The 22,895-nt window shown below is 66.6% G+C and carries 24 protein-coding genes and 1 tRNA gene; 10 read left to right on the top strand and 15 right to left on the bottom strand.

Annotation, left to right across the window (positions count from 1 at the left end; genetic code table 11):
* Positions 1-350: 350 nt before the first annotated feature.
* Positions 351-1,379 (top strand): hypothetical protein, encoded by a 1,029-nt coding sequence (locus ACFDS3_RS05060; protein ID WP_375261261.1) that lies wholly within the window; start codon positions 351-353, stop codon positions 1,377-1,379.
* Positions 1,376-1,780, top strand: a complete 405-nt coding sequence (locus ACFDS3_RS05065) for a hypothetical protein (RefSeq protein ID WP_375261262.1) — start codon at positions 1,376-1,378, stop codon at positions 1,778-1,780. The genes ACFDS3_RS05060 and ACFDS3_RS05065 overlap by 4 nt, the downstream gene beginning before the upstream one ends.
* Before the next feature lie 100 nt (positions 1,781-1,880).
* Here the strand turns inward: ACFDS3_RS05065 and ykgO are convergent, their stop codons facing one another.
* On the bottom strand, positions 1,881-2,006 hold the full coding sequence (gene ykgO, locus ACFDS3_RS05070) for a type B 50S ribosomal protein L36 (protein ID WP_085854111.1): 126 nt from the start codon (positions 2,004-2,006) through the stop codon (positions 1,881-1,883).
* An 88-nt stretch (positions 2,007-2,094) separates the two neighbouring features.
* Positions 2,095-2,169: transfer RNA gene (locus ACFDS3_RS05075), tRNA-Val, on the bottom strand.
* Positions 2,170-2,315: 146 nt separating this feature from the next.
* Between ACFDS3_RS05075 and ACFDS3_RS05080 the strand changes: the two genes are divergently transcribed.
* A complete protein-coding gene (locus ACFDS3_RS05080) occupies positions 2,316-3,191 on the top strand; it encodes an N-formylglutamate amidohydrolase (protein WP_375261263.1) in 876 nt (291 codons plus the stop codon).
* Here the strand turns inward: ACFDS3_RS05080 and ACFDS3_RS05085 are convergent.
* Positions 3,152-3,610, bottom strand: coding sequence for an NUDIX domain-containing protein (locus ACFDS3_RS05085; protein WP_375261264.1), 459 nt, complete (start codon positions 3,608-3,610; stop codon positions 3,152-3,154). The two genes, ACFDS3_RS05080 and ACFDS3_RS05085, sit on opposite strands and share 40 nt — an antisense overlap.
* 11 nt (positions 3,611-3,621) lie before the next feature.
* Between ACFDS3_RS05085 and ACFDS3_RS05090 the strand changes: the two genes are divergently transcribed.
* Positions 3,622-4,875 (top strand): DNA polymerase IV, encoded by a 1,254-nt coding sequence (locus tag ACFDS3_RS05090; RefSeq protein WP_375261308.1) that lies wholly within the window; start codon positions 3,622-3,624, stop codon positions 4,873-4,875.
* Between the two features lie 3 nt (positions 4,876-4,878).
* On the opposite strand, the gene ACFDS3_RS05095 is transcribed toward ACFDS3_RS05090, so the two are convergent.
* From ACFDS3_RS05095 to ACFDS3_RS05115, 5 genes are all read right to left on the bottom strand, one after another.
* Positions 4,879-5,091, bottom strand: coding sequence for a hypothetical protein (locus tag ACFDS3_RS05095; protein WP_375261265.1), 213 nt, complete (start codon positions 5,089-5,091; stop codon positions 4,879-4,881).
* A 104-nt stretch (positions 5,092-5,195) separates the two neighbouring features.
* Positions 5,196-6,974, bottom strand: a complete 1,779-nt coding sequence (locus ACFDS3_RS05100) for an acyl-CoA dehydrogenase C-terminal domain-containing protein (protein ID WP_375261266.1) — start codon at positions 6,972-6,974, stop codon at positions 5,196-5,198.
* Positions 6,975-6,996: 22 nt separating this feature from the next.
* Entirely contained in the window at positions 6,997-7,395 is a 399-nt protein-coding gene (locus ACFDS3_RS05105; protein WP_375261267.1) for a MerR family DNA-binding transcriptional regulator, read from the bottom strand.
* A gap of 99 nt (positions 7,396-7,494) precedes the next feature.
* Complete coding sequence (locus ACFDS3_RS05110) at positions 7,495-7,881, bottom strand: MerR family DNA-binding transcriptional regulator (RefSeq protein ID WP_375261268.1); 387 nt, start codon at positions 7,879-7,881, stop codon at positions 7,495-7,497.
* A 48-nt stretch (positions 7,882-7,929) separates the two neighbouring features.
* Complete coding sequence (locus ACFDS3_RS05115) at positions 7,930-8,628, bottom strand: SDR family oxidoreductase (RefSeq protein WP_375261269.1); 699 nt, start codon at positions 8,626-8,628, stop codon at positions 7,930-7,932.
* 103 nt (positions 8,629-8,731) lie between these two features.
* Here ACFDS3_RS05115 and ACFDS3_RS05120 point away from each other — a divergent pair, with 103 nt between their 5' ends.
* The 3 genes from ACFDS3_RS05120 to ACFDS3_RS05130 are packed head-to-tail and all read left to right on the top strand — an operon-like array spanning position 8,732 to position 10,981.
* Positions 8,732-9,163, top strand: coding sequence for a PaaI family thioesterase (locus tag ACFDS3_RS05120; protein ID WP_375261270.1), 432 nt, complete (start codon positions 8,732-8,734; stop codon positions 9,161-9,163).
* The gene (locus ACFDS3_RS05125) at positions 9,160-9,675 is read left to right on the top strand and encodes a PaaI family thioesterase (protein ID WP_375261271.1); all 516 of its coding nucleotides are present in this window, start codon (positions 9,160-9,162) and stop codon (positions 9,673-9,675) included. The genes ACFDS3_RS05120 and ACFDS3_RS05125 overlap by 4 nt, the downstream gene beginning before the upstream one ends.
* On the top strand, positions 9,668-10,981 hold the full coding sequence (locus ACFDS3_RS05130; RefSeq protein ID WP_375261272.1) for an MATE family efflux transporter: 1,314 nt from the start codon (positions 9,668-9,670) through the stop codon (positions 10,979-10,981). Before ACFDS3_RS05125 ends, ACFDS3_RS05130 begins: the two co-directional genes overlap by 8 nt.
* Positions 10,982-10,985: 4 nt before the next feature.
* On the opposite strand, the gene ACFDS3_RS05135 is transcribed toward ACFDS3_RS05130, so the two are convergent.
* Both ACFDS3_RS05135 and ACFDS3_RS05140 read right to left on the bottom strand, forming a co-directional pair.
* Positions 10,986-12,026 carry a quinone-dependent dihydroorotate dehydrogenase gene (locus ACFDS3_RS05135; protein ID WP_375261273.1) on the bottom strand — a complete coding sequence of 347 codons (1,041 nt, stop codon included), beginning with the start codon at positions 12,024-12,026 and terminating at the stop codon, positions 10,986-10,988.
* Positions 12,023-12,361, bottom strand: a complete 339-nt coding sequence (locus ACFDS3_RS05140) for a DUF952 domain-containing protein (RefSeq protein WP_375261274.1) — start codon at positions 12,359-12,361, stop codon at positions 12,023-12,025. Before ACFDS3_RS05140 ends, ACFDS3_RS05135 begins: the two co-directional genes overlap by 4 nt.
* Before the next feature lie 145 nt (positions 12,362-12,506).
* Here ACFDS3_RS05140 and ACFDS3_RS05145 point away from each other — a divergent pair, with 145 nt between their 5' ends.
* A complete protein-coding gene (locus ACFDS3_RS05145) occupies positions 12,507-14,072 on the top strand; it encodes a bifunctional metallophosphatase/5'-nucleotidase (protein WP_375261275.1) in 1,566 nt (521 codons plus the stop codon).
* Positions 14,073-14,108: 36 nt separating this feature from the next.
* Here ACFDS3_RS05145 and ACFDS3_RS05150 read toward each other — a convergent pair whose 3' ends face one another.
* The 3 genes from ACFDS3_RS05150 to ACFDS3_RS05160 form a co-directional block, all read right to left on the bottom strand.
* Positions 14,109-14,579, bottom strand: a complete 471-nt coding sequence (locus ACFDS3_RS05150) for a hypothetical protein (protein WP_375261276.1) — start codon at positions 14,577-14,579, stop codon at positions 14,109-14,111.
* Between the two features lie 64 nt (positions 14,580-14,643).
* Positions 14,644-15,453 (bottom strand): hypothetical protein, encoded by an 810-nt coding sequence (locus ACFDS3_RS05155; RefSeq protein ID WP_375261277.1) that lies wholly within the window; start codon positions 15,451-15,453, stop codon positions 14,644-14,646.
* A 97-nt stretch (positions 15,454-15,550) separates the two neighbouring features.
* Positions 15,551-16,783: an MFS transporter gene (locus ACFDS3_RS05160; RefSeq protein ID WP_375261278.1), complete on the bottom strand. Its 1,233-nt coding sequence runs from the start codon at positions 16,781-16,783 to the stop codon at positions 15,551-15,553.
* Positions 16,784-16,880: 97 nt separating this feature from the next.
* Between ACFDS3_RS05160 and ACFDS3_RS05165 the strand changes: the two genes are divergently transcribed.
* Positions 16,881-17,561 (top strand): SOS response-associated peptidase, encoded by a 681-nt coding sequence (locus tag ACFDS3_RS05165; protein WP_375261279.1) that lies wholly within the window; start codon positions 16,881-16,883, stop codon positions 17,559-17,561.
* Here ACFDS3_RS05165 and truA read toward each other — a convergent pair.
* Positions 17,534-18,304, bottom strand: a complete 771-nt coding sequence (truA, locus tag ACFDS3_RS05170; protein ID WP_375261280.1) for a tRNA pseudouridine(38-40) synthase TruA — start codon at positions 18,302-18,304, stop codon at positions 17,534-17,536. The two genes, ACFDS3_RS05165 and truA, sit on opposite strands and share 28 nt — an antisense overlap.
* 9 nt (positions 18,305-18,313) lie before the next feature.
* The gene (locus ACFDS3_RS05175) at positions 18,314-19,666 is read right to left on the bottom strand and encodes an MATE family efflux transporter (protein WP_375261281.1); all 1,353 of its coding nucleotides are present in this window, start codon (positions 19,664-19,666) and stop codon (positions 18,314-18,316) included.
* 210 nt (positions 19,667-19,876) lie between these two features.
* On the opposite strand from ACFDS3_RS05175, the gene ileS reads away from it, so the two are divergent.
* Positions 19,877-22,876, top strand: coding sequence for an isoleucine--tRNA ligase (gene ileS, locus ACFDS3_RS05180; protein ID WP_375261282.1), 3,000 nt, complete (start codon positions 19,877-19,879; stop codon positions 22,874-22,876).
* The last annotated feature ends 19 nt before the right edge of the window (positions 22,877-22,895 follow it).

Here is a 22,895-nt window from a genome sequence, read left to right on the forward strand (position 1 = left end):
TTGACGCAACCTCACGACGGAGGTGTCAGGTGAAGTCTGTCCTGCAAAAATCTGCGACAGCCGGAAAGCGGCGCGTTCCATTCCCATTTTTTCGGGGTGGATGTGAACCTTCGTCGTAACGCCCAATGCGCCCAGTTCGGCGTTGATCCGGACCCGCGGGACGGCCGAGGGCTCAATCTGTCTGCTGTCAACGCCAATTTCCCTCGTGGGAAAGTGATTGGCACGGGGGACAAGAAAGCCTTCACCTGTCGCTCTTGCGGACAAGAGTCCGTGCTCAAGGACAACTGCGCTACTGTCGAAGAATACACGCGCCTGAGGCGTTCGCAACGCCCTGGTGGCGCGGGTAGATCGTGCCGGATCGCCGGATCGCCGGATCGCCGGATGCGTCTGCCGCGGGAAGCCCGCTGACGATCGACCGGAACCCTACCGCAAGGTCGGCAGGACCTCAGCCCGGCCATCAGCGTTTCCTTTGCAAGCAGTGCGGCTCAACATTCACCGTCGGACATCCCGCACGGAACCACCGCCGACAGTCGAAGAACGGCCAAGTCCTGAAGCTCCTCGTGAATGGCAATTGCCTGTCGCAGATCTCGCAAATTTCCGACCTCGCACCCCGGGATGTAGACCGAAAGCTGGACTTCATCTACGCCCGCATCCGGGAGTTCACCGCGCGCCGCGAGGGCGATCTCCGCGGCGTTGACTGGGAGCGTTACAGCCGTCGTTTTGCCACAGACGGCCAGACCCTGAGCCTTAACTGGCCAAATCGCAAGACGCGCGCCTCGGTGGCGGTGCAGCATCTCTGTACCGCGCACGCGAACTCGGGATACATCGTCCTGGGCCTTCTCCAGTTCGATCCCAGCGGCGATATTGAGCAGGTCGAGATCGACATGGCGATTAACGGAGACGCCAAGAAAGCGCGCTGCTTCCGACGCGGCGGTCGTTTATGGACCGCCACCGAATTCAAGGAGCTCCTCGACGACATCACCGCCGGCGTGGCGGTCGATCCGGAGATCGCGACCGAGGTCTATATGGGTCTTCAACTCCCGCACGAAGGGGGCCTCGTGCGCCAGGCCATTCAGCAGTACGCTCACGCCCTGATGCTCCGGCGAATGACTTCGAAATCGGACTGCCGATTCTACTTCGTCCAGAATCAGGATGCCGGCCTCAGCAAAGCGTTTCTGGCGGCCTTCGCCCCCGAAGTTCAGGCCGGTCGTGTCGATGTCGCCACCGTGGTCTTCGACAAGTATCAGGTGAACGATGTCCGAGAGGTGTTGTGGGCGCAAGGGCGCCGGGACCTGCGCAACGATTTGGAGCTTTCTGCCCACCAGCTCAACTGCTGCCCGAGAAGGTCTTCAACGAGGAGATCGACCGGGAGATCGTGAAGCGCCTTGCCGGCCATCGGCTCGGCACACCGTTCGTCTGGCCCTACCACACGAAGTCGGAGCCTTCGCGGGTCGTCGACCTGAAGACCGATCGGCCTGAACTGACCACCGAACGATGCGCAAGGCTGATTCGGCTCGCGACTTTGCGTAGTGTCGATAGCTACTTCCGCAAGATTCGCAGCAATGTCCGCCCCGCATCCCGTCCAGTGGCGACGCCAATCAGCAACGGCCTGACCCGGGATCGCTATTTCCTCTACAAGCCGGAGATCCTGACCAGGATCGTCGAGATCTACCGCTTTCACCACAACTGGATGGGCACGCGGCAGACGAAGCAGACGCCGGCGATGAAGCTCGGGATCGCAAAGGGGCGGATCTATGAGAGGGATCTCTTCGGCGATTGAACGAGAAAGCGCGCCGCCGAGGCGACGCGCAATCTACAACACATCTGGTAAGGAGCTTGCCGGAAAGGACGGCCTTTTTCAATCCAAGGTCGCAAAGACCTCAGCCCTGGCGGGCTTTGAACCGGCGCTGCGTCTTGTTGATGACGTAGACACGGCCCTTGCGGCGCACAACGCGGCAATCGCGGTGGCGGGTCTTCAGCGAACGAAGCGAATTACGAACCTTCATCGCTTTCTCCCATCTGTCGCGGCGCGGGGCTCGCGCCTTCGGTTGCGGTTCTGCCCCGGACTGATCCGGGGCGGTGAATTCTGTGGCGTGGTGGGCGATACTGGGATCGAACCAGTGACCCCTTCGATGTCAACGAAGTGCTCTACCGCTGAGCTAATCGCCCTTCCGCCAAGTCCCGACCCCTGAGGCCACAGGCGCCGTAACACCTCTGAGCGGAAGCCGGTTCCGCATCGGTGCGCGGTCTATAAAAGGTCGCGCCGGGCTGTTCAAGAGCTTTCCTCACCCCATCTTCCATGCGAGGAGGCGAAGATGAAAAGCGATGTAATAAGTGAGCGTGCCTACGACCTGCACCTGCCCGAGCGGCGGAGCACGGCGCTTGTCTTTGCATCACCCCATTCGGGGCGCGACTATTGCGGTGATTTCGTCCACCAGTCAATTCTGCCGGCCCAGCACCTGCGGTCTTCCGAGGACGCTTTCGTGGACAAGTTGTTCCACGTTGCCACCGACCACGGGGCGCCGCTGCTTGCCGCGCGGATGCCGCGGGCGTGGCTTGACGTGAATCGCTCCGTGGATGAACTCGACCCTGCGCTGATCGAGGGACAGCGTCGCGGTCCGCACAATCCGCGGGTCGCCTCCGGGCTTGGCGTCATCCCCCGCGTCGTCGCGGGCGGGCGGCCGATCTATTCGGGAAAGCTGTCCCAGTCCGAGGTGCGCGCCCGGCTCAGGGATGGCTGGCATCCTTATCACACCGCCTTGCGCCGTCTCGTCGACGACAGCGTATCCGCGTTCGGCCGCTCGATCCTTATCGATTGTCATTCCATGCCGCACGAGGCGCTCGATTATATCTCGGTCGGACGGAAGCGTCCCGACATCGTTCTGGGCGACCGATTCGGCGCTGCCGCGTCGAGCGAGGTCAGCGATCTGGTCGAGGGCGAATTCACGCGCGCGGGCTTTACCGTCTCGCGCAACGCGCCTTTTGCCGGCGCCTTCATCGCGCAGCATTACGGCCGCCCACGCGCGAATCGTCACGTCATCCAAGTCGAGATCGACCGCGCCGCCTACATGGACGAGGCGACACTGGTGCCGCATTCGGGCTACGAGGATGTCAAGGCGCGGATCTCCGAGGTCGTCGAGCGTCTCTGCGCCTACGGCCAGCGCGGAGGCGCGTCGGTCGCGGCCGAGTGACGACGCTCGCGCTCTCCCAGGAAACGCGCCAGCCGGTCCCGTAGCGCCGGAATGGCGTCCGTGCGCAGCAGGAACTCAGTGACCGGCATCAGGGCAAGCGCCTGACCCTCGTCGCCCAGCCGCATGGCTGCCTCGGTGAGGCCCGGCCATTCCGCGCCGAAGAACACGCGGTCACCGTACAAGGCCCGGTGGATGATCCGATCCGGTGACAGCACCAGCCCCGTCTCTTCCCGCGTCTCGCGGATGACGCAGGCCTCGGGCGTCTCGTCCCCGTCGCGCCCGCCGCCGGGCAGGTCCCACATGTCGGGCCACGGGATTCCGGGATCGTTGTCCCGCTTCAGCGTCACCAGCCGGTCGCCCGCCAGGATCGCCACCTTGGCGCCGTTGAAATCATCTATCACCGGAAGGCTGCCTCGCATACATGATGTCCATGCCCTCGATGTGTTGTGATTGCCTGACGACCTTTGAGGCGGGCGCCCGCTGTCCCGCCTGCCGGTCGCCGCGCACCCGTAGCCACCCCGAGCTTTTCGACCTGTCCATCGCCCACATGGATTGTGACGCCTTCTATGCAAGCGTCGAAAAGCGCGACAACCCCGACCTGCGCGACAAGCCGGTGATCGTGGGCGGCGGATCGCGCGGCGTCGTGACCACCGCTTGTTACATCGCTCGGATCAAGGGGGTCCGGTCGGCCATGCCGATGTTCCAGGCGCTCAAGCTCTGCCCCGAGGCGACGGTCGTGAAGCCGCGCTTCGAGGTGTATTCCCAGGTTTCGCGCCAGGTTCGTGCGATGATGGAGGAGCTGACGCCCGCGGTGGAACCCCTGTCGCTCGACGAGGCGTTCATGGATCTCACCGGCACCGCCCGCCTGCACGGGGCGCCGCCGGCCGTGATGCTCGCCCGGCTGGTGCGGCGGATGCAGGACGAGCTGGGAATCTCGGGCTCGGTCGGGCTGTCGCACAACAAGTTCTTGGCCAAACTCGCCTCGGACCTTGAAAAACCGCGCGGTTTTTCGGTGATCGGCGCTGCCGAGAAGATGGACTTTCTGGCCGAAAAGCCGGTGTCGCTGATCTGGGGCGTGGGCGAGGTGACGCGGAAGAGCCTTGAGAAGGCCGGCATCCGCACCTTCACCGACTTGCGCCGCTGGGAGAAGCGCGACCTCGAGGCGCGGTTCGGTGGGATGGGCGGGCGGCTCTGGCATCTCGCGCGGGGCGAGGATGTGCGGCGGGTCAAGGCGAATACGCCGGTGAAGGGGGTGTCGAACGAGACGACGTTCGGCGTGGATACGGGCGATCCCGACATCCTCGACGGGCATATCTGGCGCATGGCCGACAAGGTTGCGGGGCGCCTGAAGGCAAAGGGGGTCGCCGGCCGGATCGTGACGCTGAAGCTGAAGCGCGCTGACCACCGCATCCTCACTCGCCGCACCAGCCTGTCCGAGCCGACGCAGATCGCCGACCGCGTCTACCGCACGGCCCGCGCGCTCTTTGATCCAGTAGTGGGGCAGGGGCCGTTCCGCCTGGTCGGCGTCGGAGTCAGCGACCTTGCCGACGCGGATGGGGCGGACCAGGCGGGCGACCTTCTTGACCCGCAGGCGCTTGCCCGCGCGGGGGCCGAGCGGGCGACGGACGCGATACGCGCGCGATTTGGTGCGGACGCGATCGTGAAGGGGCGGGCGCTTCGATAAGCGTCAGCGCTTGCGGGCCTCAAGCTCTGAATTGAACAGCCGCAGCCGCGCGGTCAGGTTGTCGCCATTCGTGACGCTGTCGAAATGCTCGAAGAGGAAAGATAGCGCTTCGCCCTCGTCCAGACCGGCTTCGGTCGAGAAGCGGCGCAGGCGGCGATAGCCATCCTCGGTCATGGCGACGTTGAACCGCCGGGTCAGGCGAAATCTCTTGGGCATCGCGGCCCCTTTCGCGGTCTGGCTGCTTGGGAGGCAGCATAGCGAGAGCTGTCCTGTGGACGGAAGGTGCACCCGGGAACCCGAAGGCCCCCGGACGAGAGGGATCAGAACTGCTCGACGTCCAGCGCCATGACCGGGGCGGCGCCGCTTTCGATGCGGGCGCGGTGCATCCCGGTCGCGGGCAGCTGGCGCGCCATGTAGTAGCGCCCCGTGGCGATCTTGGTGTCGTAGAAGGCTGCGTTGCCGGTGCCGTTCGCCTTGGCGACATAAGCGGCCTTGGCCATCTGCGCCCACATGTAGCCGAGGCAGACGTGGCCGAAGAGGTGCATGAAGTCATACGACCCCGACAGCGCCTCGTTCGGGTTCTTCATGCCGTTCTGCATGAAATACGTAGCCGCGCCCTGAAGATCCTTGGACGCCGCCTTCAGCGGATCCAGGAACCCTTCCTTCAGCGCCGCGTCCCCCTCGTTCTCCTTGATGTAGCTTTTTATCAGCTCAAAGAAGCCCATGACGGTCTTGCCGCCGTTCAGCCCCAGCTTGCGGCCCACGAGGTCGAGCGACTGGATGCCATTCGTCCCCTCGTAGATCATGGTGATCCGGGCGTCGCGGACGAACTGCTCGAGCCCCCATTCGGTCGTGAAGCCCGACCCGCCAAGGGTCTGCTGCGCCAGGACGGTCGTTTCAAATCCCTTGTCCGTCAGGAAGCCCTTGAGCACCGGCGTCAGCAGCGACACCAGCGCCTCGGACTCGGCATCGCCCGACCGCTGCGACCGGTCGATCAACTGCGCGCCCCACAGGGCGAAGGCACGGGCACCCTCGGTGAAGGCCTTCTGGTCCATCAGGTTCCGGCGCACGTCGGGGTGCACGATGATCGGGTCAGCCACACCGCCGGGGTTCTTGGCACCCGTCACGTCACGTCCCTGCACGCGGTCCTTCGCGAAGGCCAGCGCATTCTGGTAGGCGACGGCGCCCTGGCTATAGCCCTGCACGCCGACGCCAAGCCGCGCCTCGTTCATCATGGTGAACATCGCGCGCATGCCCTTGTGCATCTCGCCGATCAGGAAGCCCGTCGCACCGTCGTAGTTCATCACGCAGGTGGCGTTGCCGTGGATGCCCATCTTGGACTCGAGGCCGCCGCAGCTGACGGCGTTGCGCTCGCCCAGCGAGCCGTCCTCGTTGACCATGAACTTCGGCACGATGAACAGCGAGATTCCCTTCACCCCGTCCGGGCCGCCGGGAATCTTGGCCAGAACCAGGTGGATGATGTTGTCCGTCATGTCGTGCTCGCCGGCCGAGATCCAGATCTTCTGGCCGGAGATCTTGTAGGTTCCGTCATCCTGCGGCTCGGCCTTGGTGCGGATCAGGCCCAGGTCGGTACCGCACTGCGGCTCGGTCAGGTTCATCGTGCCCGACCAAGTGCCCTCGACCATCTTCGGGAGGTAGGTCCGCTTCTGCTCGTCCGTCCCGTGGGTGTAGATCGCGTTATAGGCGCCGTGGGACAGGCCTTGGTACATGTTGAACGCCATGTTGGCCGAGACAAAGATCTCGCCCACGCAGGAGTTCAACAGGTGCGGCATGCCTTGGCCGCCATACTCGGGGTCGCAGTCCAGACCGATCCAGCCACCCTCGCACACCTTGTCATAGGCCGCCTTGAAGCCTTCGGGCGTGCGGACCACGCCGTTTTCCAAGCGGCAGCCTTGCTCGTCCCCGACCTTGTTCAGCGGGTGCAGCACGTCCGACGCGAGCTTTCCAGCCTCTTCGAGGACGGCCTTGGTGAAGTCGGGCTCGAGTTCGTCGAAGCCCGGCACGCCCGAGGTCGAGATCTGCAGCACGTCGTGCAGGATGAACTGCATGTCGTCGACGGGCGCGGTGTAGGTGGTCATCGTTGGGTCCTCCCGGATGTGGTCAGGCTGCCGAGCTTTCGGGCTGGTCTTCGGTCAGCGATTGTTCGACGAGGCCGATCTCGCGCTCGAGATCAGCGATCGCGTCCGACAGCGCTTCGCGCTCTGCCCGCAGCTCTTCGAGGCGGCGCCGCGCGATCTCTTGCGTCTTCTCAAGCTGGATGCGGCGCTGTGGGCCGGGGCCGTAGAGGTCCAGCAGTTGACGGATTTCTTCCAGGCTGAACCCGTAGCGCTTGCCGCGCAGGATCAGCTTGAGCCGTGCACGATCACGGTGGGTGAACAGCCGCTTCTGACCTTCACGAACCGGCGACAGAAGTTCCTTGGATTCGTAGAACCGCAACGTGCGCGGAGTAACGTCGAAGGTGTCGCACATCTCGCGAATGGTCATGAATCGTTCCGTCATTCTCGCCCTCTGAGACTAGCAGCAGCGTCACAGATGAAAGACGGGATCGGGCGATTCAAGCTGGCCTTGGGGTGCCGCGCGGGAAACGTAGCGTCAGAATTACCCGGTTCGTTCCCCAAGGGAACGCGCGACCTCGTCGCGGGTCTCGCGCAGCTCGTCGACGGCCGAGCGCAGCTGGTCAAGCTGCGTCTGAAGTTCGACGATCTGGCGATCGGCCAGGTCGACCCAGGCCTGCATCTGCGCCTCGGTCCCCATCTGGTCGTAGATCAGCAGCCACTGGCGGATGTCCTCGAGGCTGAAGCCCCAGCGCCGCCCGCGCAGGATCAGGGTCATCCGCGCAACCTCGCGCGGGGTGTAGTAGCGTGCGCGACCCTCGCGGATGGGGGACAGCAGCTCGATATACTCGTAGTACCGCAGGGTCCGCGGGGTGACGTCGAACTTCGCGCACATCTCCTTGAAGGACAGGAGTTTTTCGCTTTCCGTCATGGAAGCTCCTTTTGCGCGCCCACACTAGCGGAAACGCCCCGGGGGAGCCTAGTGGGCGATCTCGGCCGCAAGACTGCGGGCACTTTCCGCCGCACGATCCTCGGATCGGGCGATGGCCGGGGTCCTCCGGTCGTAAATCTCCGTTTCGAGACAGTCGAGCATGAAATGCGCAAGATCCGAATGACGTGTCCGGATCAGATCAGGAGCGATCACGTTCGGCGTGATCGTGTAGTCCTGCGTGAGCTCGCCCTCCATCAGCCACCCCGGCCGCACCGCCGTCCACCTGACGGTCGATTGGCGCAGGATCTGCTCCATCTCGCCCATCTGGTCGAAGATCGGGCTGAGCGCCGCGCGCGCGGCAACGCGGAACAGCAGCGGGCCGCGGTCGAGCGTCTCGACGAAACTGGCCGAGATGACCACGAGGCGGTCGATGCCCGTGTCCTTCATGGCGGCCACATAGCGGCGCGCGCTTTCGGTATAAAGCGGCGGCGGGTTCAGCGCGGTGCGGGCGGTGAAGGGCAGCCCGATGCACGAGAGGATCGCATCGCAGCCCTCGGTCGCGGGGGCGAGGTCGTCCTCGAGCACGTTGGCGGTCACCGCTTCGACCCCCTCCGGCAGGTCGGGGTTCTCCGGCCACGACAGCTCGAGCGCACGCACTCGGTATCCGCGCGCGACTGCCTGTTGCACCGCTTGGCGGCCCGTTGCGCCCTTGGCGCCGAAGATCGCGATTTTCTTTATCTCAGCCATGCCCGTCGAACGAACTGGCCAGCGGTTACGTTCCCGTGCTCCGCGAGGCCTTGTCCCCTTCGTGACGGTCGGTCAAAACCACCGGCAACCGAAGGAGCGCGCCATGTCCATCCCTCCCGAGCAGATTGCCCGCCAGTTTATCGGGGCGATTCCCCATGCCCGCGCGCTGGGCATGACCATCGAAGAGATCGGCGACGGCACATGCGTGATCTCGATGCCCTACGACGAGAAGCTGATCGGCGACCCGCGGACTGGCGTGATCCACGGCGGCGCGATTTCCGCGCTGATGGACACCTGTTCCGGCGCCGCGGTGATGAGCCATCCGGCCGGGGCGATGGCGACCGCGACACTGGACCTCCGGATCGACTACATGCGCGCGGCCACGCCGCTGCAGACGGTTCGCGCTAGGGCCGAAGTCTACCACGTCACTCGGTCGGTCGCCTTCATCCGGGCGCGGGCCTATGACGACCAGGAGGACCCGCCTGTCGCGACGGCCGCCGGAGCCTTCACCATCGACGGGGGGAACCGCACATGAGCCGTTCGCGTCCCGAGCCCGTGCAGGTCATCAAGCAGCGGCGCGACGCTGCCCTGGAAGCGCTCGTCGGCGGCATCCCCTATATCCGTTACCTCGGCATCCGGTTCGAGCGCCGGGGGGACGAGCTGACCGGCATCCTGCCCTTCGATGAAAAGCTGATCGGAAACCCGACGCTGCCTGCGCTGCACGGCGGCGTGACGGCCGCCTTCCTCGAAACGACGGCCGTGCTGTCGCTGGCATGGTCGCGGCTGTGGGACGAGGTCGAAAGCGGTCGCCTCGGCCCGGAGTCGATGACGCCCGAGGGCATGCCGCGCATGCCCAAGACCGTGGACTTCACCATCGATTACCTGCGCTCGGGCCTGCCGCGTGACGCCTATGCACGCGCCCGCGTGGTCCGGTCGGGGCGACGCTTTGCCTCGGTCCAGGTCGAAGGGTGGCAGGACAATCGCGACCGGCTCTACGCTTCGGCGACCGGGCATTTCGTCATGCCCCGGACCGGGATGGATGGCTGAGCCGCGCCCCGTCACCCACCGCCGCATCCTTGCGGTGGCGGGACCCATCGTCCTGTCGAACGCAACGGTTCCGATCCTCGGGGCCGTGGATACCGGCGTGGTCGGCCAGATGGGCGAGGCTGCCCCGATCGGCGCGGTCGGCGTGGGCGCGATCATCCTGACGGCGCTCTACTGGGTGTTCGGCTTCCTGCGCATGGGAACGACGGGCTTCGCCAGCCAGGCGCTGGGCCGCGAGGACATGGACGAGGGCGCCGCGATCCTGACCCGCGGTCTCGCCATTGGACTGGCCGGGGGGCTGGCCATCATTGCATTGCAATGGCCCCTGTTCGCGGGCGCCTTCCTGGTGTCGCCCGCCAGCCACGAGGTTGAAGCCCTCGCCCGGCAATACATGGGCCTGCGCGTCTGGTCCGCGCCCGCGCTGATCTCGCTCTACGCGATCACCGGCTGGCTTATCGCGGCCGAGCGCACACGGGGCGTCTTTGCCATTCAGGTGCTGATGAACGGCCTGAACATCGTCCTCGACCTGTGGTTCGTCCTTGGCCTCGGCTGGGGCGTGCGCGGGGTCGCGGCGGCCACGTTCATCGCGGAATGGTCGGGCCTTGCGCTAGGGCTGTGGCTTTGCCGGGATGCCTTCGGGGGGACAGCCTGGCGCGACATGGGGCGCGTGCTCGACCCCGCCAAGCTGCGGCGGTTCGCGCAGGTGAACGGCGATATCCTGATCCGCTCGCTGCTGTTGCAGGCGATCTTCGTCTCTTTCCTGCTTGCCGGCGCCCGGTTCGGGGACGTGAAGCTCGCCGCCAACCAGATCCTCCTGCAGTTCCTCGAGATCACGGCCTTCGCCATGGACGGCTTCGCCTTCGCGGCAGAGGCCATCGTGGGATCGGCCCTTGGACGGGGGCGGCGGGACCTGTTCCGGCGGGGGGCGGCGCTCGCCTCGCTATGGGGAGCGGTCACGGGGTTGTTCCTGGCGGTCCTCTTCCTGACGACGGGGGGCTGGATCATCGATGTGATGACGACCGCGCCGCTTGTGCGCGAAGAGGCGCGCGCCTACCTGCCTTACATGATCGCCGCACCCATCTTCGGCTGCGCGGCCTGGATGCTCGACGGCATCTTCATCGGCGCGACCCGGACGGGCGACATGCGCAACATGATGGGACTGAGCTTCGCGATCTATGTCGTGGCCGCGCTGCTCCTGGTCCCGATTTTCGACAATCACGGCCTCTGGATCGCGTTCCTCGTGAGTTTCATCGCGCGGGGGGTGACGCTTGGCCTGAGATACCCCGGGCTCGAACGCTCGATCGGCTAGAGCGTCAGGTCCAGCGGTCTCGGTCCAGCCCGACCGCCTGAGCCGTGATCAGCCCGTCCTGCAGCAGCAGGTCGTCCAGTTCGCGCGCAATCTGCGCAGCAATCGCTACGCCATGATACACCATCGCGGTGTAAAGCTGCACGGCGCTGGCTCCGGCGCGGATCTTGGCATAGGCCTCGGCGGCCGAAGACACGCCGCCGACTCCGATCAACGGAAGGGGGGACAGCGCTGACAGCTTGGCCAGCACCCGTGTGCTTCGTTCGAACAAAGGCGCGCCGGACAGGCCGCCTGTCTGGTCGCGGTAGGGCGAGCGCAGCCCTTCGCGCGAAAGAGTCGTGTTCGTGGCGACGATCCCCGCGATGCCGACCTCGGTCGCGACACCAGCGATGTCCGCCAGCGCCTGGTCGTCAAGGTCGGGCGCGATCTTGAGGAAAATCGGCAAGCCGCGCTCGTTCGCCTCCATCACGCCGTTCAGCAGCCCGCGCAGCGCCTCGGCCCCCTGCAGGTCGCGCAGCTTTTCCGTGTTCGGGGACGAGACATTTACTGTGGCAAAGTCGATGAACGGCGCGGCGCGGCGCAGGACGGCGGCGAAGTCGGCCGCCCGGTCCGGCGAGTCCTTGTTCGCGCCGAGATTCAGGCCGCGGGGCACGGCGCTGCGCGTCCGCTCGAGGCGGCGGGCGATGACCTCGATCCCGGCATTGTTGAAACCAAAGCGGTTGATCGCCGCGTGATCCTCGGTCAGCCGGTAGAGGCGCGGTCGCGGATTTCCCTCCTGCGGCCGTGGCGTTGCTGCGCCGACCTCCAGGAACCCGAATCCCGTGCGCGCCAGCGGGCGCACTGCCTCGGCGTTCTTGTCGAATCCGGCGGCGAGCCCGATCGGGTTGGACAGCGTCATCCCGGCAAGTGTCGTGCGCAGCCGCGAGGACGTGACGGGGCCGGGCAGGGGCACGAGCCCCGCCCGCAACGCCCGCAGCGCAAGCCCGTGCGCCCGTTCGGGGTCCAGCCGGCGCAGCGCGGCAAGGCCAAGGCGTTCGGACAGGCTCATTCGTCGCCGAGCGCCATGGTGTCCACGCCCTCGCGCGGAAGCTCCCGGTGCCAGACCACCTCGTCCAGCGACAGGGGGCGATAGAGGTGGGGATAGTTCTGGCCGTTCGCCGCCTGCTCCCATTTCAGGTCGCCATCCTGCAGGGCGTCGGCTTCGACCGCTGCAAGGATCAGGCCGTGCTCGCCCTGGAAGTGCTTTGCCAGCGTGCCGCCAAGCTGGTCCTTGGTCGAGAAGTGGATGAATCCGTCGCGCTGGTCGTCGGCGGAGCCCACGGTTTTGCCGGCGCGATCCAGTTCGGCCCATTCGGCAGCCCGGAATACCTTGTAAATGCGCATATCGGTCTCTCCTCTGGGTTCCTTGAGGGGCATATAGCTTTGCCGCGTGCGGGGGAAAATGGGTCATCGCCGTGTCACGCATTCCGGTTTTGACAGGCGCCGGAGACCGGCGCACTCTCGCGGCGCGTCATACAAGGAGAACCGCATGACCATGCGTCTTTTCACGGCCACCGCCGTCGCCGCGCTCTGCGCCGGCGCAGCGCAGGCCGACTATTCCCTCACCATCCTGCACACGAACGACTTCCACGACCGGTTCGAACCGATCTCGGCCTACGATTCGACCTGTTCGCTCGAGGACAACGAGGCCGGGGAGTGCTTCGGCGGCATCGCGCGGATGGTCACCGCCGTCAACGAAGCGCGCGAGAGCGCCGACAACGATGTGCTGCTGCTCGACGCGGGCGATCAGTTCCAGGGGTCGCTGTTTTTCACCGAATATGCCGGCGACCTTGCCGCCGAATTCATGAACCAGCTCGGCTATGACGCGATGGCCGTGGGCAACCACGAGTTCGACAATGACCCCGAGGGGCTGGCCCCGTTCGCCGCGAAGGTCGACTTCCCGATTCTCTCGGGCAATATCGACGTCAGCCGGAACAACCAGCTGGCCGGCGAGGTCGACGCGTCTGCTGTGCTCGAACCTGGCGACCAGCGGATCGGTGTCGTGTCGGTCCTGGCCGAGGACACCACCGAAACCTCGTCACCCGGCGAGACTGTCGTCTTCTCGTCCACCGTGGATGCGGCGCAGGCCGAGATCGACCGCCTGACCGGCGAGGGCGTGAACAAGATCATCCTGCTGACCCATGTGGGCCTGCCCGAGGACAAGCGCCTGGCCGAGGAACTGACGGGCGTCGACCTCATCATCGGTGGCCACAGCCATTCGCTGCTTGGCGACATGGAAGGCGCCGAAGGCCCGTATCCAACCGTGGTGAACGAGGTTCCGATCTTCACCGCCTCTGCTTACGGCAAGTACCTGGGCGAGATCGATGTGACCTTCGACGACGAGGGCAACGTGACCGAGATCGGCGGCCAGCCCCGCCTTCTCGACGCGAGCGTGGCCGAGGACGAAGAGGCCAAGGCGCGCGTGGCCGAACTGGCCGAGCCGCTGGAAGAACTGCGCCAGACAGTCGTGGCCGAGGCCACCGCGCCGATCGAAGGCTCTCGCGAGGTCTGCCGCGCCGAGGAGTGCGAGATGGGCAACCTCGTGGCCGACGCCATGCTTGCGCGCGTGGCCGATCAGGGCATCCAGGTCGCGCTCCAGAACGGTGGTGGTCTGCGCGCGTCGATCGACGAGGGCGAGGTCACGATGGGCGAGGTGCTGACAGTCCTGCCTTTCCAGAACACGCTTTCGACGTTCCAGGTTACGGGCGAGACGCTGATCGCTGCGCTCGAGAACGGGGTGAGCCAGATGGAGGAAGGCGCGGGCCGCTTCCCGCAGGTGGCGGGCATGTCCTTCACCGTCGACCCTTCGGCCGAGGCCGGCAGCCGCGTCTCGGACGTGATGGTCGGTGGTGAGCCGATCGATCCGCAGGCGACCTATGGCGTGGCGTCGAACAACTATGTCCGCAACGGCGGCGACGGCTATTCGATGTTCGTCGATGCCAAGAACGCCTATGATTTCGGGCCGGACGTGGCCGTGGTGACGGCGGACTATCTTGCCGAGAACATGCCCTACGACCCCTATATCGACGGCCGCATCACCATCGCTGGCGAGTAACGCCAGACGCTCGCCCGGAAGTGATCCGGGCGGGCGTTACTCCATCCCGCGCCGGCAGCGCCGCAGCGCGCCAAGGTGCTGATCGGACTCGCCAAAGACCGTTCCCGCCACATCCAGCCGCTTCCGCGAGACCGGCATGAAGATGAACTGCGCACCGGCGCCGTCGTTGACGCGACGGGTCAGGACCGCGATCCGGGACGTGGTTCCGGTGATGGACGCGATCTCGAACATCTCGCCTTCCGCGATCACGTAATACGGCGTCAGGTGGTACGCCCCAAGCGTGCCGATGCAGGTGCCGTTCGCGTCGGCCTTCCACAGCCCCGTCACCGACTCGTAAGCCTGCCGCAGGACCGATGGGTCCGGCGCGGCAACGTTCGGCCTGGGGGCAAGCTGCTGTACCGGGGCTGCGCCGCTGCCGCCGCCGCATTCGGCCCCGACGCACAGGCCGCCGGCCTGGGCAAGCGAGGCGGTCATCAGCGTGAAGATCGTGACGGCGAGGCGCAACATGGCGAACCCTGGGCAAGGAGCTTTCCCGCACCCTGCACCGATGATCCTTAACTGAGTGTTGACCTCAGCAGGGCGACAGGGTGGCCGAAATGCTGTCCCCCCCGGCGACCATCCCGTTGATCTTTGCGCCGGCGCCAGAAGGGGTCACCGTGAACGTCGCCGGAGCGCCGTCCGATCGAAGGGCCTGCACTCCGATCCGGTCCGGCGAGCCGGAGTAGTTCACCACGTCGTAGCTTTCGCCGGCGGCCATGATGCGGCCTTCGGACAGCCGCCAGTCGCAGGCACCGGCGCCGGACGCCCAGGCGCCCGAGAAGCGCGCGGCGAACGCGTCCTCGGCGCTCGTCTCTGCGGTGACGTCGGGACCTGTTCCGATCTCGGCCGACGAATCGCCAAGTGCTTGCCGCAGATCTTCGGCGCTGGGGCCGAACTCGACGGCGTCGCTTTGCGGCTCCTCGTCGAGCGGGCGCGAAGTGATTGCGTCATCGCGGCGCGTGTCCTCGATCGTGGGGGGCGAGAACTGCTGCGCCGTCTCAAGGCAGCGCCTCAGGCTGACTGCGATGCCGCTGCCCGTGACGTCGAGCATGCCGCTCCGCGGTACCAGGTTCAGCGGGACCCGTGCGCCGGAGCCGAGGCTGACAAGATCCACCCGCACCCCCCCCGCCCCGCCGCCGATCCCCAGAAGGTCGAACCGGCTCTGGCCGGCGCGCACGCTGCCCGGGCGGAAGGACCACGTGTCGGTCGGGTTGGCGCAGCTCTTGCCGGGCTCGGCCCACTCGCCCTGAATATCGGCATAGGTACTGCGGGCCTGCGCCAGCACGTCCTGCGCGGCGGCGGTCGTTGCGACAAGGCAGAAGGCGAGGGCAAGACGAAGCATCGGTAGAGCCTTGATTGGTGACACCGAGCCCATATAGGACGGCCGGCCCCAGATCACGAGCCCTTCGATCACGCTGCTGCGACCGGCCGAAGCTGGCCTAGCTGGTGACGAGCTCGTCGGCCAGCACGGCGGTCTGCGGCGTTGTGGCGCGCGCGCTCCCGGTGGGGACGAAGGTGGTCTTTTCCTCGGCGGCGCGGCTCGTCAGGATGCGCAGGACTGCGAAGCCCACGATCAGCACGTGCGACGCAAGGGTCACCACGAACAGGGCGCGGGGCGCGTATTGCATCATGCCCCAGCCCGCCGAAAGCGGCCCGATGATCGAGCCCAGGCCGAACACCAGCAACAGCCCGCCCGAGACGCGAATGGCGGCGCCCTCTCCGGCGTGGTCGTTGGCATGGGCCACGATCACCGGGTACATCGCGAAGATCGCACCGCCCAGGAAGGCCGCGAGCACGAGGTTCGGCCACGCGGCAGTGGGCTGAAGGAAGAAAAACGCGAGGTCGGCGCACAGGGCAACCAGGGCAATCCCCACGAGGACGATGCGGCGATCCATCTTGTCCGACAGGATGCCCACCGGGATCTGCGCGATCGCGCCGGCCAGGATCGGCACGGACGAGAACAGCGCGATCGTGTCCAGCCGCAAGCCGATCCTGTCGGCAAAGACGGGCGCCATCGCTCCGAACGAGGCGTTTGACACGCCCACGAAGAACACGGCGAACACCGCCACGGGCGAGTTGCGCCACAATCCCGGCAGGTCCAGTCGCACCTGCACCAGCGCGTCCGGGTTGCTCGACGTCGAAACGGCCGTGGGAACCAGCGACAGGGCGTAGAAGATGCCGGCCGCCGCAAAAAGCACGAAGCCGGCCGGATCGCCGACGATCAGCATAAGCTGTCCCGCAGTCGACGCGACAAGGTTGACCATCGTGTAGACGCCAAAGACCCGGCCCCGCGTCTCGGCCGGTGACTTGTCGGCGAGCCAGCTTTCCACGATCATCGCAGCCCCTGCAAAGCAGAACCCGCAGAGTCCCCGCAGCAAGATCCAGGCAACCGGCGTCACGTAGATGGCGCTGGCCAACACGCTGATCGCGGCAACCGCCGCAAGGGCGGAGAAGGCGCGGACGTGGCCGACGCGGCTCACCAAGCTTGAGGTGAACATGCAGCCCAGGACGTAGCCGACGGCCCACCCTGTGCCGAGCAGGCCGAGCGACAGCGCTGTGAAGCCTTCGATCCCGCCGCGGATGGGCAGGATCAGGCCGTTGATGCCCCCCGCGAACAGAAGGCATGCAGACCCGAGAAGAAGGGCGCTGACGGGAAGGATCTGTCGAAGCATGTGGTTCTGCCGGGGCGGTGGAATGGGAGGGGGCTTAGGCGGGCGCGGTCAAGCGATCAAGATTGTCTGTCCGTGCGGCGGCATTATCTCGCCGGGCATGTGCGGACGCTTTGCCATCACCCTGCCCACCGACGCCATGGGCCGCCTGTTTGATGCCGAGCCGGCGAACGACCTGCCGCCGGTGCTGAACTACAACGTCTGTCCCACGAATGCGATCCATGCCGTTATGCAGGACGGAGGGCGTCGCCGGCTGCAGGGGATGCGGTGGGGATTCCTCCCCCACTGGGCGAAGTCGCAGACCGATGGCCCGCCCCTGATCAACGCGCGCGCCGAGACGGTCGCCGAGAAGCCCGCCTTCGGCGAGGCGATCCGCCAGCGCCGCTGCCTGATCCCCGCCGACGGGTTCTACGAATGGACGAAGGATACCGATGGCAACCGGCTGCCGTGGTTCATCCGGCCGCAAGGCGGCGGGCCGATGGTCTTTGCCGGCCTTTGGCAGGATTGGGAGCGGGAGGGCACCCGCATCCGCTCCTGCGCGATCGTCACCTGCGCAGCCGAGGGCGCGCCTGCCGAACTGCACAACCGTATCCCGGTGATCCTGCGCCCCGAGGATTGGGCCCTGTGGCTGGGCGAAGAGGGCAAGGGCGCAGCCCGCCTGATGCGTCCGACCCAGCAGGTCGCGTGGCATCGGGTGGGGACCGAGGTGAATTCGAACCGTGCGGCGGGGGAGGGGCTGGTTGCGCCGCTGCGTCAGTCGGCGAATGGATCTTCGGGATAGGTCACGTGCGTCAGGTAGAGCCCCTCGGGTGGGGCCACGGGGCCGCAGGCGGCGCGCTCGCGCGCTTCGAGGGCGCGCGTGACGTCGTCGGCGCTCCACGCGCCGCGACCGACGCGTTCCAGCGTGCCGACGAAACTGCGCACCTGGTTGTGCAGGAAGGACCGTGCTTCCACGTGAAACATGTAGTGCGTGCCGCCGGGAACGGGGTGCGACTCGACCTCCAGCCGATCGAGCGTCTTCACGGGCGAGTCCGCCTGGCACTGGACCGAGCGGAACGTCGTGAAGTCGTGCCGGCCAAGAAGCCGGTCCGCCCCGGCCTGCATCGCCGCGGCGTCGAGCGTCTGGCGCACCCACCAGCTTTTCCCGCGGTCGTGGACCAGCGGCGCACGGCGGATCGTCAGCCGGTACAAGTACCGCCGCCCGCGGGCCGAGAACCGCGCGTGCCAATCCGGGGCGACTTCGGCGCAGGCCGTGATGGCGACCGGCTGAGGCTTCAGGTGGTGGTTCAGCGCCTCGGACAGGCGGAACGGGTCCCAGTCTTTCGCAAGGTCGGCATGAGCCACCTGTCCCGTCGCATGCACGCCGGCATCCGTGCGTCCCGCGGCGGCGATCGAGGGCACGTCCCAATCTAACCGGGCAAGGGCGGTCTCGACCGCGCCCTGAACCGACGGCTGGTCCTTCTGGCGCTGCCAGCCGGCGAAGGGCGCGCCGTCATATTCGATGCGAAAGGCATAGCGGGGCATGGTCGGGACCTACGGCCTCGACGGGTCCGCGGCAAGGCGGGTGCGGCGCCAGAACCGCGTCTGCAACGTGACCGCGGCGACGGTCAGCCCTCCGGCCATGCCGAGCCAGACCCCCACACCGCCAAGGCCGGCCGGGAAACCCAGCAGCCACGCCAGCGGCATCCCGATCACCCAGTACGAGATTCCCGCAAGCCACATCGGCACCCGCGTGTCCTGCAATCCACGAAGGAAGCCCATGGCCATCACCTGCGCCGCGTCGGCAAGCTGGAACAGCGCAGCCGCCGCGAGAAGGCCGCGGCCAAGGGCCAGCACGGCTTCGCGTGCAGGCTCGTCCCGCCCGAGGAAGAGGTCGATCAACGGGTCGGGCAGGAACACCAGCGCGGCCAGCGTCGGCAGGGCCACGCAGCACGACAGCATCAGCGCGGCAAGTGCGCCCTTGCGCAGGCCAGCCGGATCATTGCGGCCGACGGCGTTGCCGGCGCGGATCGTGGCGGCCTGGCTGAGGCCCAGATGCGCCATGAAGATGATCGAGATGATCTGCATCGCGATGCCGTGCGCGGCAAGCGGCACGGTCCCGAGCCAGCCCATCAGGACGGTCGCGCCCGAGAACAGTGCCGCTTCGGCAAGGGTGGCGGTGCCGATGGGCCAGCCGAGGTGAAAGACGCGGGACAACGCCTGCGAGTCGGGCTTCCAGATGTTGCGGAAGAGGTCATGCTCGGGCGTGGCGACCGCCGCGTGGACCGCGAGCGCAAGAAAGGCCACCGTGGTCGAGATCACCGAACCGATCGCGGCGCCCGTGACGCCGAGTTCGGGAAAGCCGAATGCGCCGAAGATCAGGACGTAGTTGATCGCGGCGTTCAGCGCGAACGCGGCGGCCATGGCCCAGAACTGCGCCCGCGTCCGCCCGAGGCCGGACAGGTAGGCGCGGATCACCATGAGGCCGAGGGCCGGAAAGATCGACAGACCCTGGATCGACAGGTAACGCGCGGCTGTCTCGGCGGTGGCGGGCTCTTGGCCCAGTGCCACGAAAAGCGGACCTGCGAGCAGGAAGACCGGCAGGACGACGGCTCCGAAACCGGCGGATAGCCAGAACGCCATGCGGGTCACGCGCCGGATTTCGGTGCTGTGGCCGCGTGCCTCGGCCTCGGCGATGACGGGGGTCACCGACCAGCCAAACCCCGCCCCGAAGAGCAGCGCGATGGAAAACAGGGTCGAGCCCAGCACCTGCCCGGCCAGCGCTGCGACGTCGTAGCGCCCGAGCATCGCCGTATCGGTCAGCTGGATAGCCATCTGCGCCATCAGGCTGCCGATCAGGGGCAGCCCCAGGGCGATGATCCGGTTGATGTGCTGGGTCCAGGTCATGCGCAGCCCTTAGTCGCGGCGGGCGCATCCGGCAATGGCACCTTGTCGACACGGGGTCTCTCTGGCAAGAGAGGCTGCGATATGGCCCGGACTTCAAACATACGGCGAATTACCGGCCCGGCGCGGCCCTGAGCCCGCCGGGACTGAGGCGCCGACACTTCGCGCCGCCATGATGCTGCCCCTGACCTGATAGATACGGGATCGTTCCCCATGTGCGCCGACACGCCTGAAACCCCCGATTATAAAGACACCCTGAACCTGCCGCAGACCGACTTTCCGATGCGGGCCGGTCTGCCCAAGCGCGAGCCCGAGTGGCTGAAGCGCTGGGAAGAGATTGGCGTCTACGACCGCCTGCGCCAGAAGGAGGGCCGCCCGCCCTTCACGCTGCACGACGGCCCGCCCTACGCGAACGGCAACCTTCACATCGGCCACGCGCTGAACAAGACGATCAAGGACATGGTCGTCCGCTCGCACCAGATGATGGGGCATGACAGCCGCTACATCCCCGGCTGGGACTGCCACGGCCTGCCGATCGAATGGAAGATCGAAGAGCAGTATCGCGCCAAGGGGCAGGACAAGGATGCCGTGGACGTGGTCGAGTTCCGGCGCGAATGCCGCGACTTCGCCGCAGGCTGGGTCGATGTCCAGCGCGAGGAGTTCAAGCGCCTCGGCGTCACCGGCGCCTGGGATCGTCCCTACCTGACGATGGACTTCCACGCCGAGCGCGTGATCGCCGAGGAATTCCAGAAGTTCCTGATGAACGGCGTGCTTTACCAGGGCTCGAAGCCGGTCATGTGGTCTCCGGTCGAGAAGACCGCGCTGGCCGAGGCCGAGGTCGAGTACCACGACAAGGAGAGCTTCACGATCTGGGTGAAGTTCCGCGTCTCTGATTTCGAGCTGCCCGAAGCGCAGATGTCCGACGAAGAGCTCGGCCCGAACGAGCGCGAGGCGATCGCCGCCGCGCAGGAAGAGGCCCGCACTGCCTTGGCCGGTGCCCATGTCGTCATCTGGACCACCACGCCTTGGACGATCCCGTCGAACAAGGCCGTCGTGTACGGCTCGGACTACGACTACGGGCTCTACGAGATTCTTGAAACGCCCGAGGAATGCTGGGCCAAGCCGGGCGAGCGCTACATCCTTGCCGACAAGCTCGCCGCAGACACCTTCGCACGCGCGCGGCTGGAAGAGGGCCAGTGGCGCCGCCTGCGGAACGTGACGCAGGTGCAGCTTGGTGCGCTGACGCTTGCCCATCCCCTGGCCGGGGCCGAGGGCGGAAACGGCGAATGGGACGAGCCGCGCGACTTTCGCGCCGCCTCGTTCGTCACCGATGAAGAGGGCACCGGCTTCGTCCACTGTGCGCCGTCGCACGGGATGGACGAGTTCGAGCTTTACCGCGAGCTTGGCATGCTGCCGCAGGTCATCACCTACAACGTCGAAGAGGATGGCAGCTTTCGTGCGGATCTGCCCTTCTTCGGCGGGAAACGCATCCTGAAGGAGAACGGCAAGGAAGGCGACGCGAACAAGGCGGTCATCGACAAGCTGACCGAGGTGGGCGGGCTGCTGGCGCGCGGCAAGATCCGCCACTCGTACCCGCATTCCTGGCGGTCGAAGGCGCCGCTGATCTACCGCAACACGCCGCAATGGTTCGCCGCCATCGACCGCGAGGTCGGCGACGGGCGGGACCAGTACGGCAAGACGATCCGCAAGCGCGCGCTGCGTTCGATCGACGAGCTGGTGACCTGGACGCCCAAGGGTGGGCGCAACCGCCTTCATTCGATGGTCGAGGCGCGGCCGGACTGGGTGCTGTCGCGACAGCGGGCGTGGGGCGTGCCGCTTACCTGCTTCGTGAAGACGGGTGCCAAGCCGACCGATCCCGACTTCCTGCTGCGCGATCCGGCCGTGAACGCCCGCATCCTCGAGGCGTTCGAGGCCGAGGGCGCCGATGCCTGGTATGCCGAGGGCGCCAAGGCACGATTCCTCGGCACCGACCACGACCACGACCACGATGAGTGGGAGCAGGTCTTCGACATCCTCGACGTGTGGTTCGACTCGGGCAGCACTCACGCCTTCGTCCTGCGCGACCGCGAGGACGGGACCGAGGACGGCATCGCGGACGTCTATCTCGAAGGGACCGACCAGCACCGCGGGTGGTTCCACTCGTCGCTGTTGCAGGCCTGCGGCACGATGGGCCGCGCGCCCTACCGTAACGTGGTGACGCACGGCTTCACGCTCGACGCCAAGGGCAACAAGATGTCCAAGTCGGTGGGCAACACCGTCGCGCCGCAGAAGGTCGTGGATCAGTATGGTGCGGATATCCTGCGCCTGTGGGTCGCGCAGTCGGACTATACCGGCGACTTGCGCATCGGGGACGAGATCCTCAAAGGGGTGGCCGACAGCTATCGCCGCCTGCGCAACACCCTGCGCTTCATGCTGGGCAACCTGCCCGCCGAAGTGCCGGACGTCGCGGTCGAGGACATGCCCGAGCTGGAGCGTTGGGTGCTTCACCGCCTCGCCGAACTGGACGACACGGTGCGCGCCCGCTACCGCGCCTTCGACTTTCAGGAGGTGTTCCAGGCCGTCTTCACCTTCGCCACGGTGGACCTGTCTTCGTTCTACTTCGATATCCGCAAGGACGCGCTTTACTGCGATCCCGCCGACTCGATTCGCCGGCAGTCGGCCGAGAAGGTGCTGGACCTGCTGTTCCACCGGATCGTCACCTGGCTGGCCCCGATCCTCGTCTTCACGATGGAGGAAGTCTGGCTCGAGCGTTTCCCGGGCGAGGACAGCTCGGTCCACCTGCAGGACATGCCGGATACGCCCGCGGGCTGGCGGGACGAGGCGCTTGCCGCCACGTGGTCCGAGGTCCGTCAGGCCCGGCGCGTCGTGACAGCCGCGCTCGAGGTGCAGCGGCGCGACAAGACGATCGGCGCGTCTCTCGAAGCCGCTCCGACCGTCCATGTGGCGACGGACGAACTGGCGCAGGCGCTGGGACAGGTGGCCTTCGACGATGTCTGCATCACCAGCGACATCAGTGTGACCACCGACCCCGCCCCGTCCGAGGCGTTCCGCCTGCCTGAGGTCGAAGGCGTCGCGGTCGTCTTCGAGAAGGCCGAAGGCGAGAAGTGCCAGCGCTGCTGGAAGGTGCTGCCAGACGTCGGCACGCACGCCCATCCGGCGGTCTGCAGCCGCTGCGATTCGGCGCTCGACTAGGCCGATTGCGCGCGATCCG

Source organism: Palleronia sp. (assembly GCF_042089775.1).
Taxonomy (GTDB): domain Bacteria; phylum Pseudomonadota; class Alphaproteobacteria; order Rhodobacterales; family Rhodobacteraceae; genus Palleronia.

Coding starts and splice junctions, on each gene's coding strand:
- ACFDS3_RS05105 (WP_375261267.1), bottom strand. CDS start 7,395: ATGACGGAACGATTCATGACCATTCGCGAGATGTGCGACACCTTCGAC.
- ACFDS3_RS05145 (WP_375261275.1), top strand. CDS start 12,507: ATGACCATGCGTCTTTTCACGGCCACCGCCGTCGCCGCGCTCTGCGCC.
- truA (WP_375261280.1), bottom strand. CDS start 18,304: ATGCCCCGCTATGCCTTTCGCATCGAATATGACGGCGCGCCCTTCGCC.
- ACFDS3_RS05090 (WP_375261308.1), top strand. CDS start 3,622: ATGCCCTCGATGTGTTGTGATTGCCTGACGACCTTTGAGGCGGGCGCC.
- ACFDS3_RS05155 (WP_375261277.1), bottom strand. CDS start 15,453: ATGCTTCGTCTTGCCCTCGCCTTCTGCCTTGTCGCAACGACCGCCGCC.
- ACFDS3_RS05140 (WP_375261274.1), bottom strand. CDS start 12,361: ATGCGCATTTACAAGGTATTCCGGGCTGCCGAATGGGCCGAACTGGAT.
- ACFDS3_RS05080 (WP_375261263.1), top strand. CDS start 2,316: ATGAAAAGCGATGTAATAAGTGAGCGTGCCTACGACCTGCACCTGCCC.
- ACFDS3_RS05160 (WP_375261278.1), bottom strand. CDS start 16,783: ATGCTTCGACAGATCCTTCCCGTCAGCGCCCTTCTTCTCGGGTCTGCA.
- ACFDS3_RS05115 (WP_375261269.1), bottom strand. CDS start 8,628: ATGGCTGAGATAAAGAAAATCGCGATCTTCGGCGCCAAGGGCGCAACG.
- ACFDS3_RS05165 (WP_375261279.1), top strand. CDS start 16,881: ATGTGCGGACGCTTTGCCATCACCCTGCCCACCGACGCCATGGGCCGC.
- ACFDS3_RS05095 (WP_375261265.1), bottom strand. CDS start 5,091: ATGCCCAAGAGATTTCGCCTGACCCGGCGGTTCAACGTCGCCATGACC.
- ACFDS3_RS05085 (WP_375261264.1), bottom strand. CDS start 3,610: ATGCGAGGCAGCCTTCCGGTGATAGATGATTTCAACGGCGCCAAGGTG.
- ACFDS3_RS05125 (WP_375261271.1), top strand. CDS start 9,160: ATGAGCCGTTCGCGTCCCGAGCCCGTGCAGGTCATCAAGCAGCGGCGC.
- ACFDS3_RS05120 (WP_375261270.1), top strand. CDS start 8,732: ATGTCCATCCCTCCCGAGCAGATTGCCCGCCAGTTTATCGGGGCGATT.
- ykgO (WP_085854111.1), bottom strand. CDS start 2,006: ATGAAGGTTCGTAATTCGCTTCGTTCGCTGAAGACCCGCCACCGCGAT.
- ACFDS3_RS05175 (WP_375261281.1), bottom strand. CDS start 19,666: ATGACCTGGACCCAGCACATCAACCGGATCATCGCCCTGGGGCTGCCC.
- ACFDS3_RS05110 (WP_375261268.1), bottom strand. CDS start 7,881: ATGACGGAAAGCGAAAAACTCCTGTCCTTCAAGGAGATGTGCGCGAAG.
- ACFDS3_RS05130 (WP_375261272.1), top strand. CDS start 9,668: ATGGCTGAGCCGCGCCCCGTCACCCACCGCCGCATCCTTGCGGTGGCG.
- ACFDS3_RS05135 (WP_375261273.1), bottom strand. CDS start 12,026: ATGAGCCTGTCCGAACGCCTTGGCCTTGCCGCGCTGCGCCGGCTGGAC.
- ACFDS3_RS05150 (WP_375261276.1), bottom strand. CDS start 14,579: ATGTTGCGCCTCGCCGTCACGATCTTCACGCTGATGACCGCCTCGCTT.
- ACFDS3_RS05100 (WP_375261266.1), bottom strand. CDS start 6,974: ATGACCACCTACACCGCGCCCGTCGACGACATGCAGTTCATCCTGCAC.
- ileS (WP_375261282.1), top strand. CDS start 19,877: ATGTGCGCCGACACGCCTGAAACCCCCGATTATAAAGACACCCTGAAC.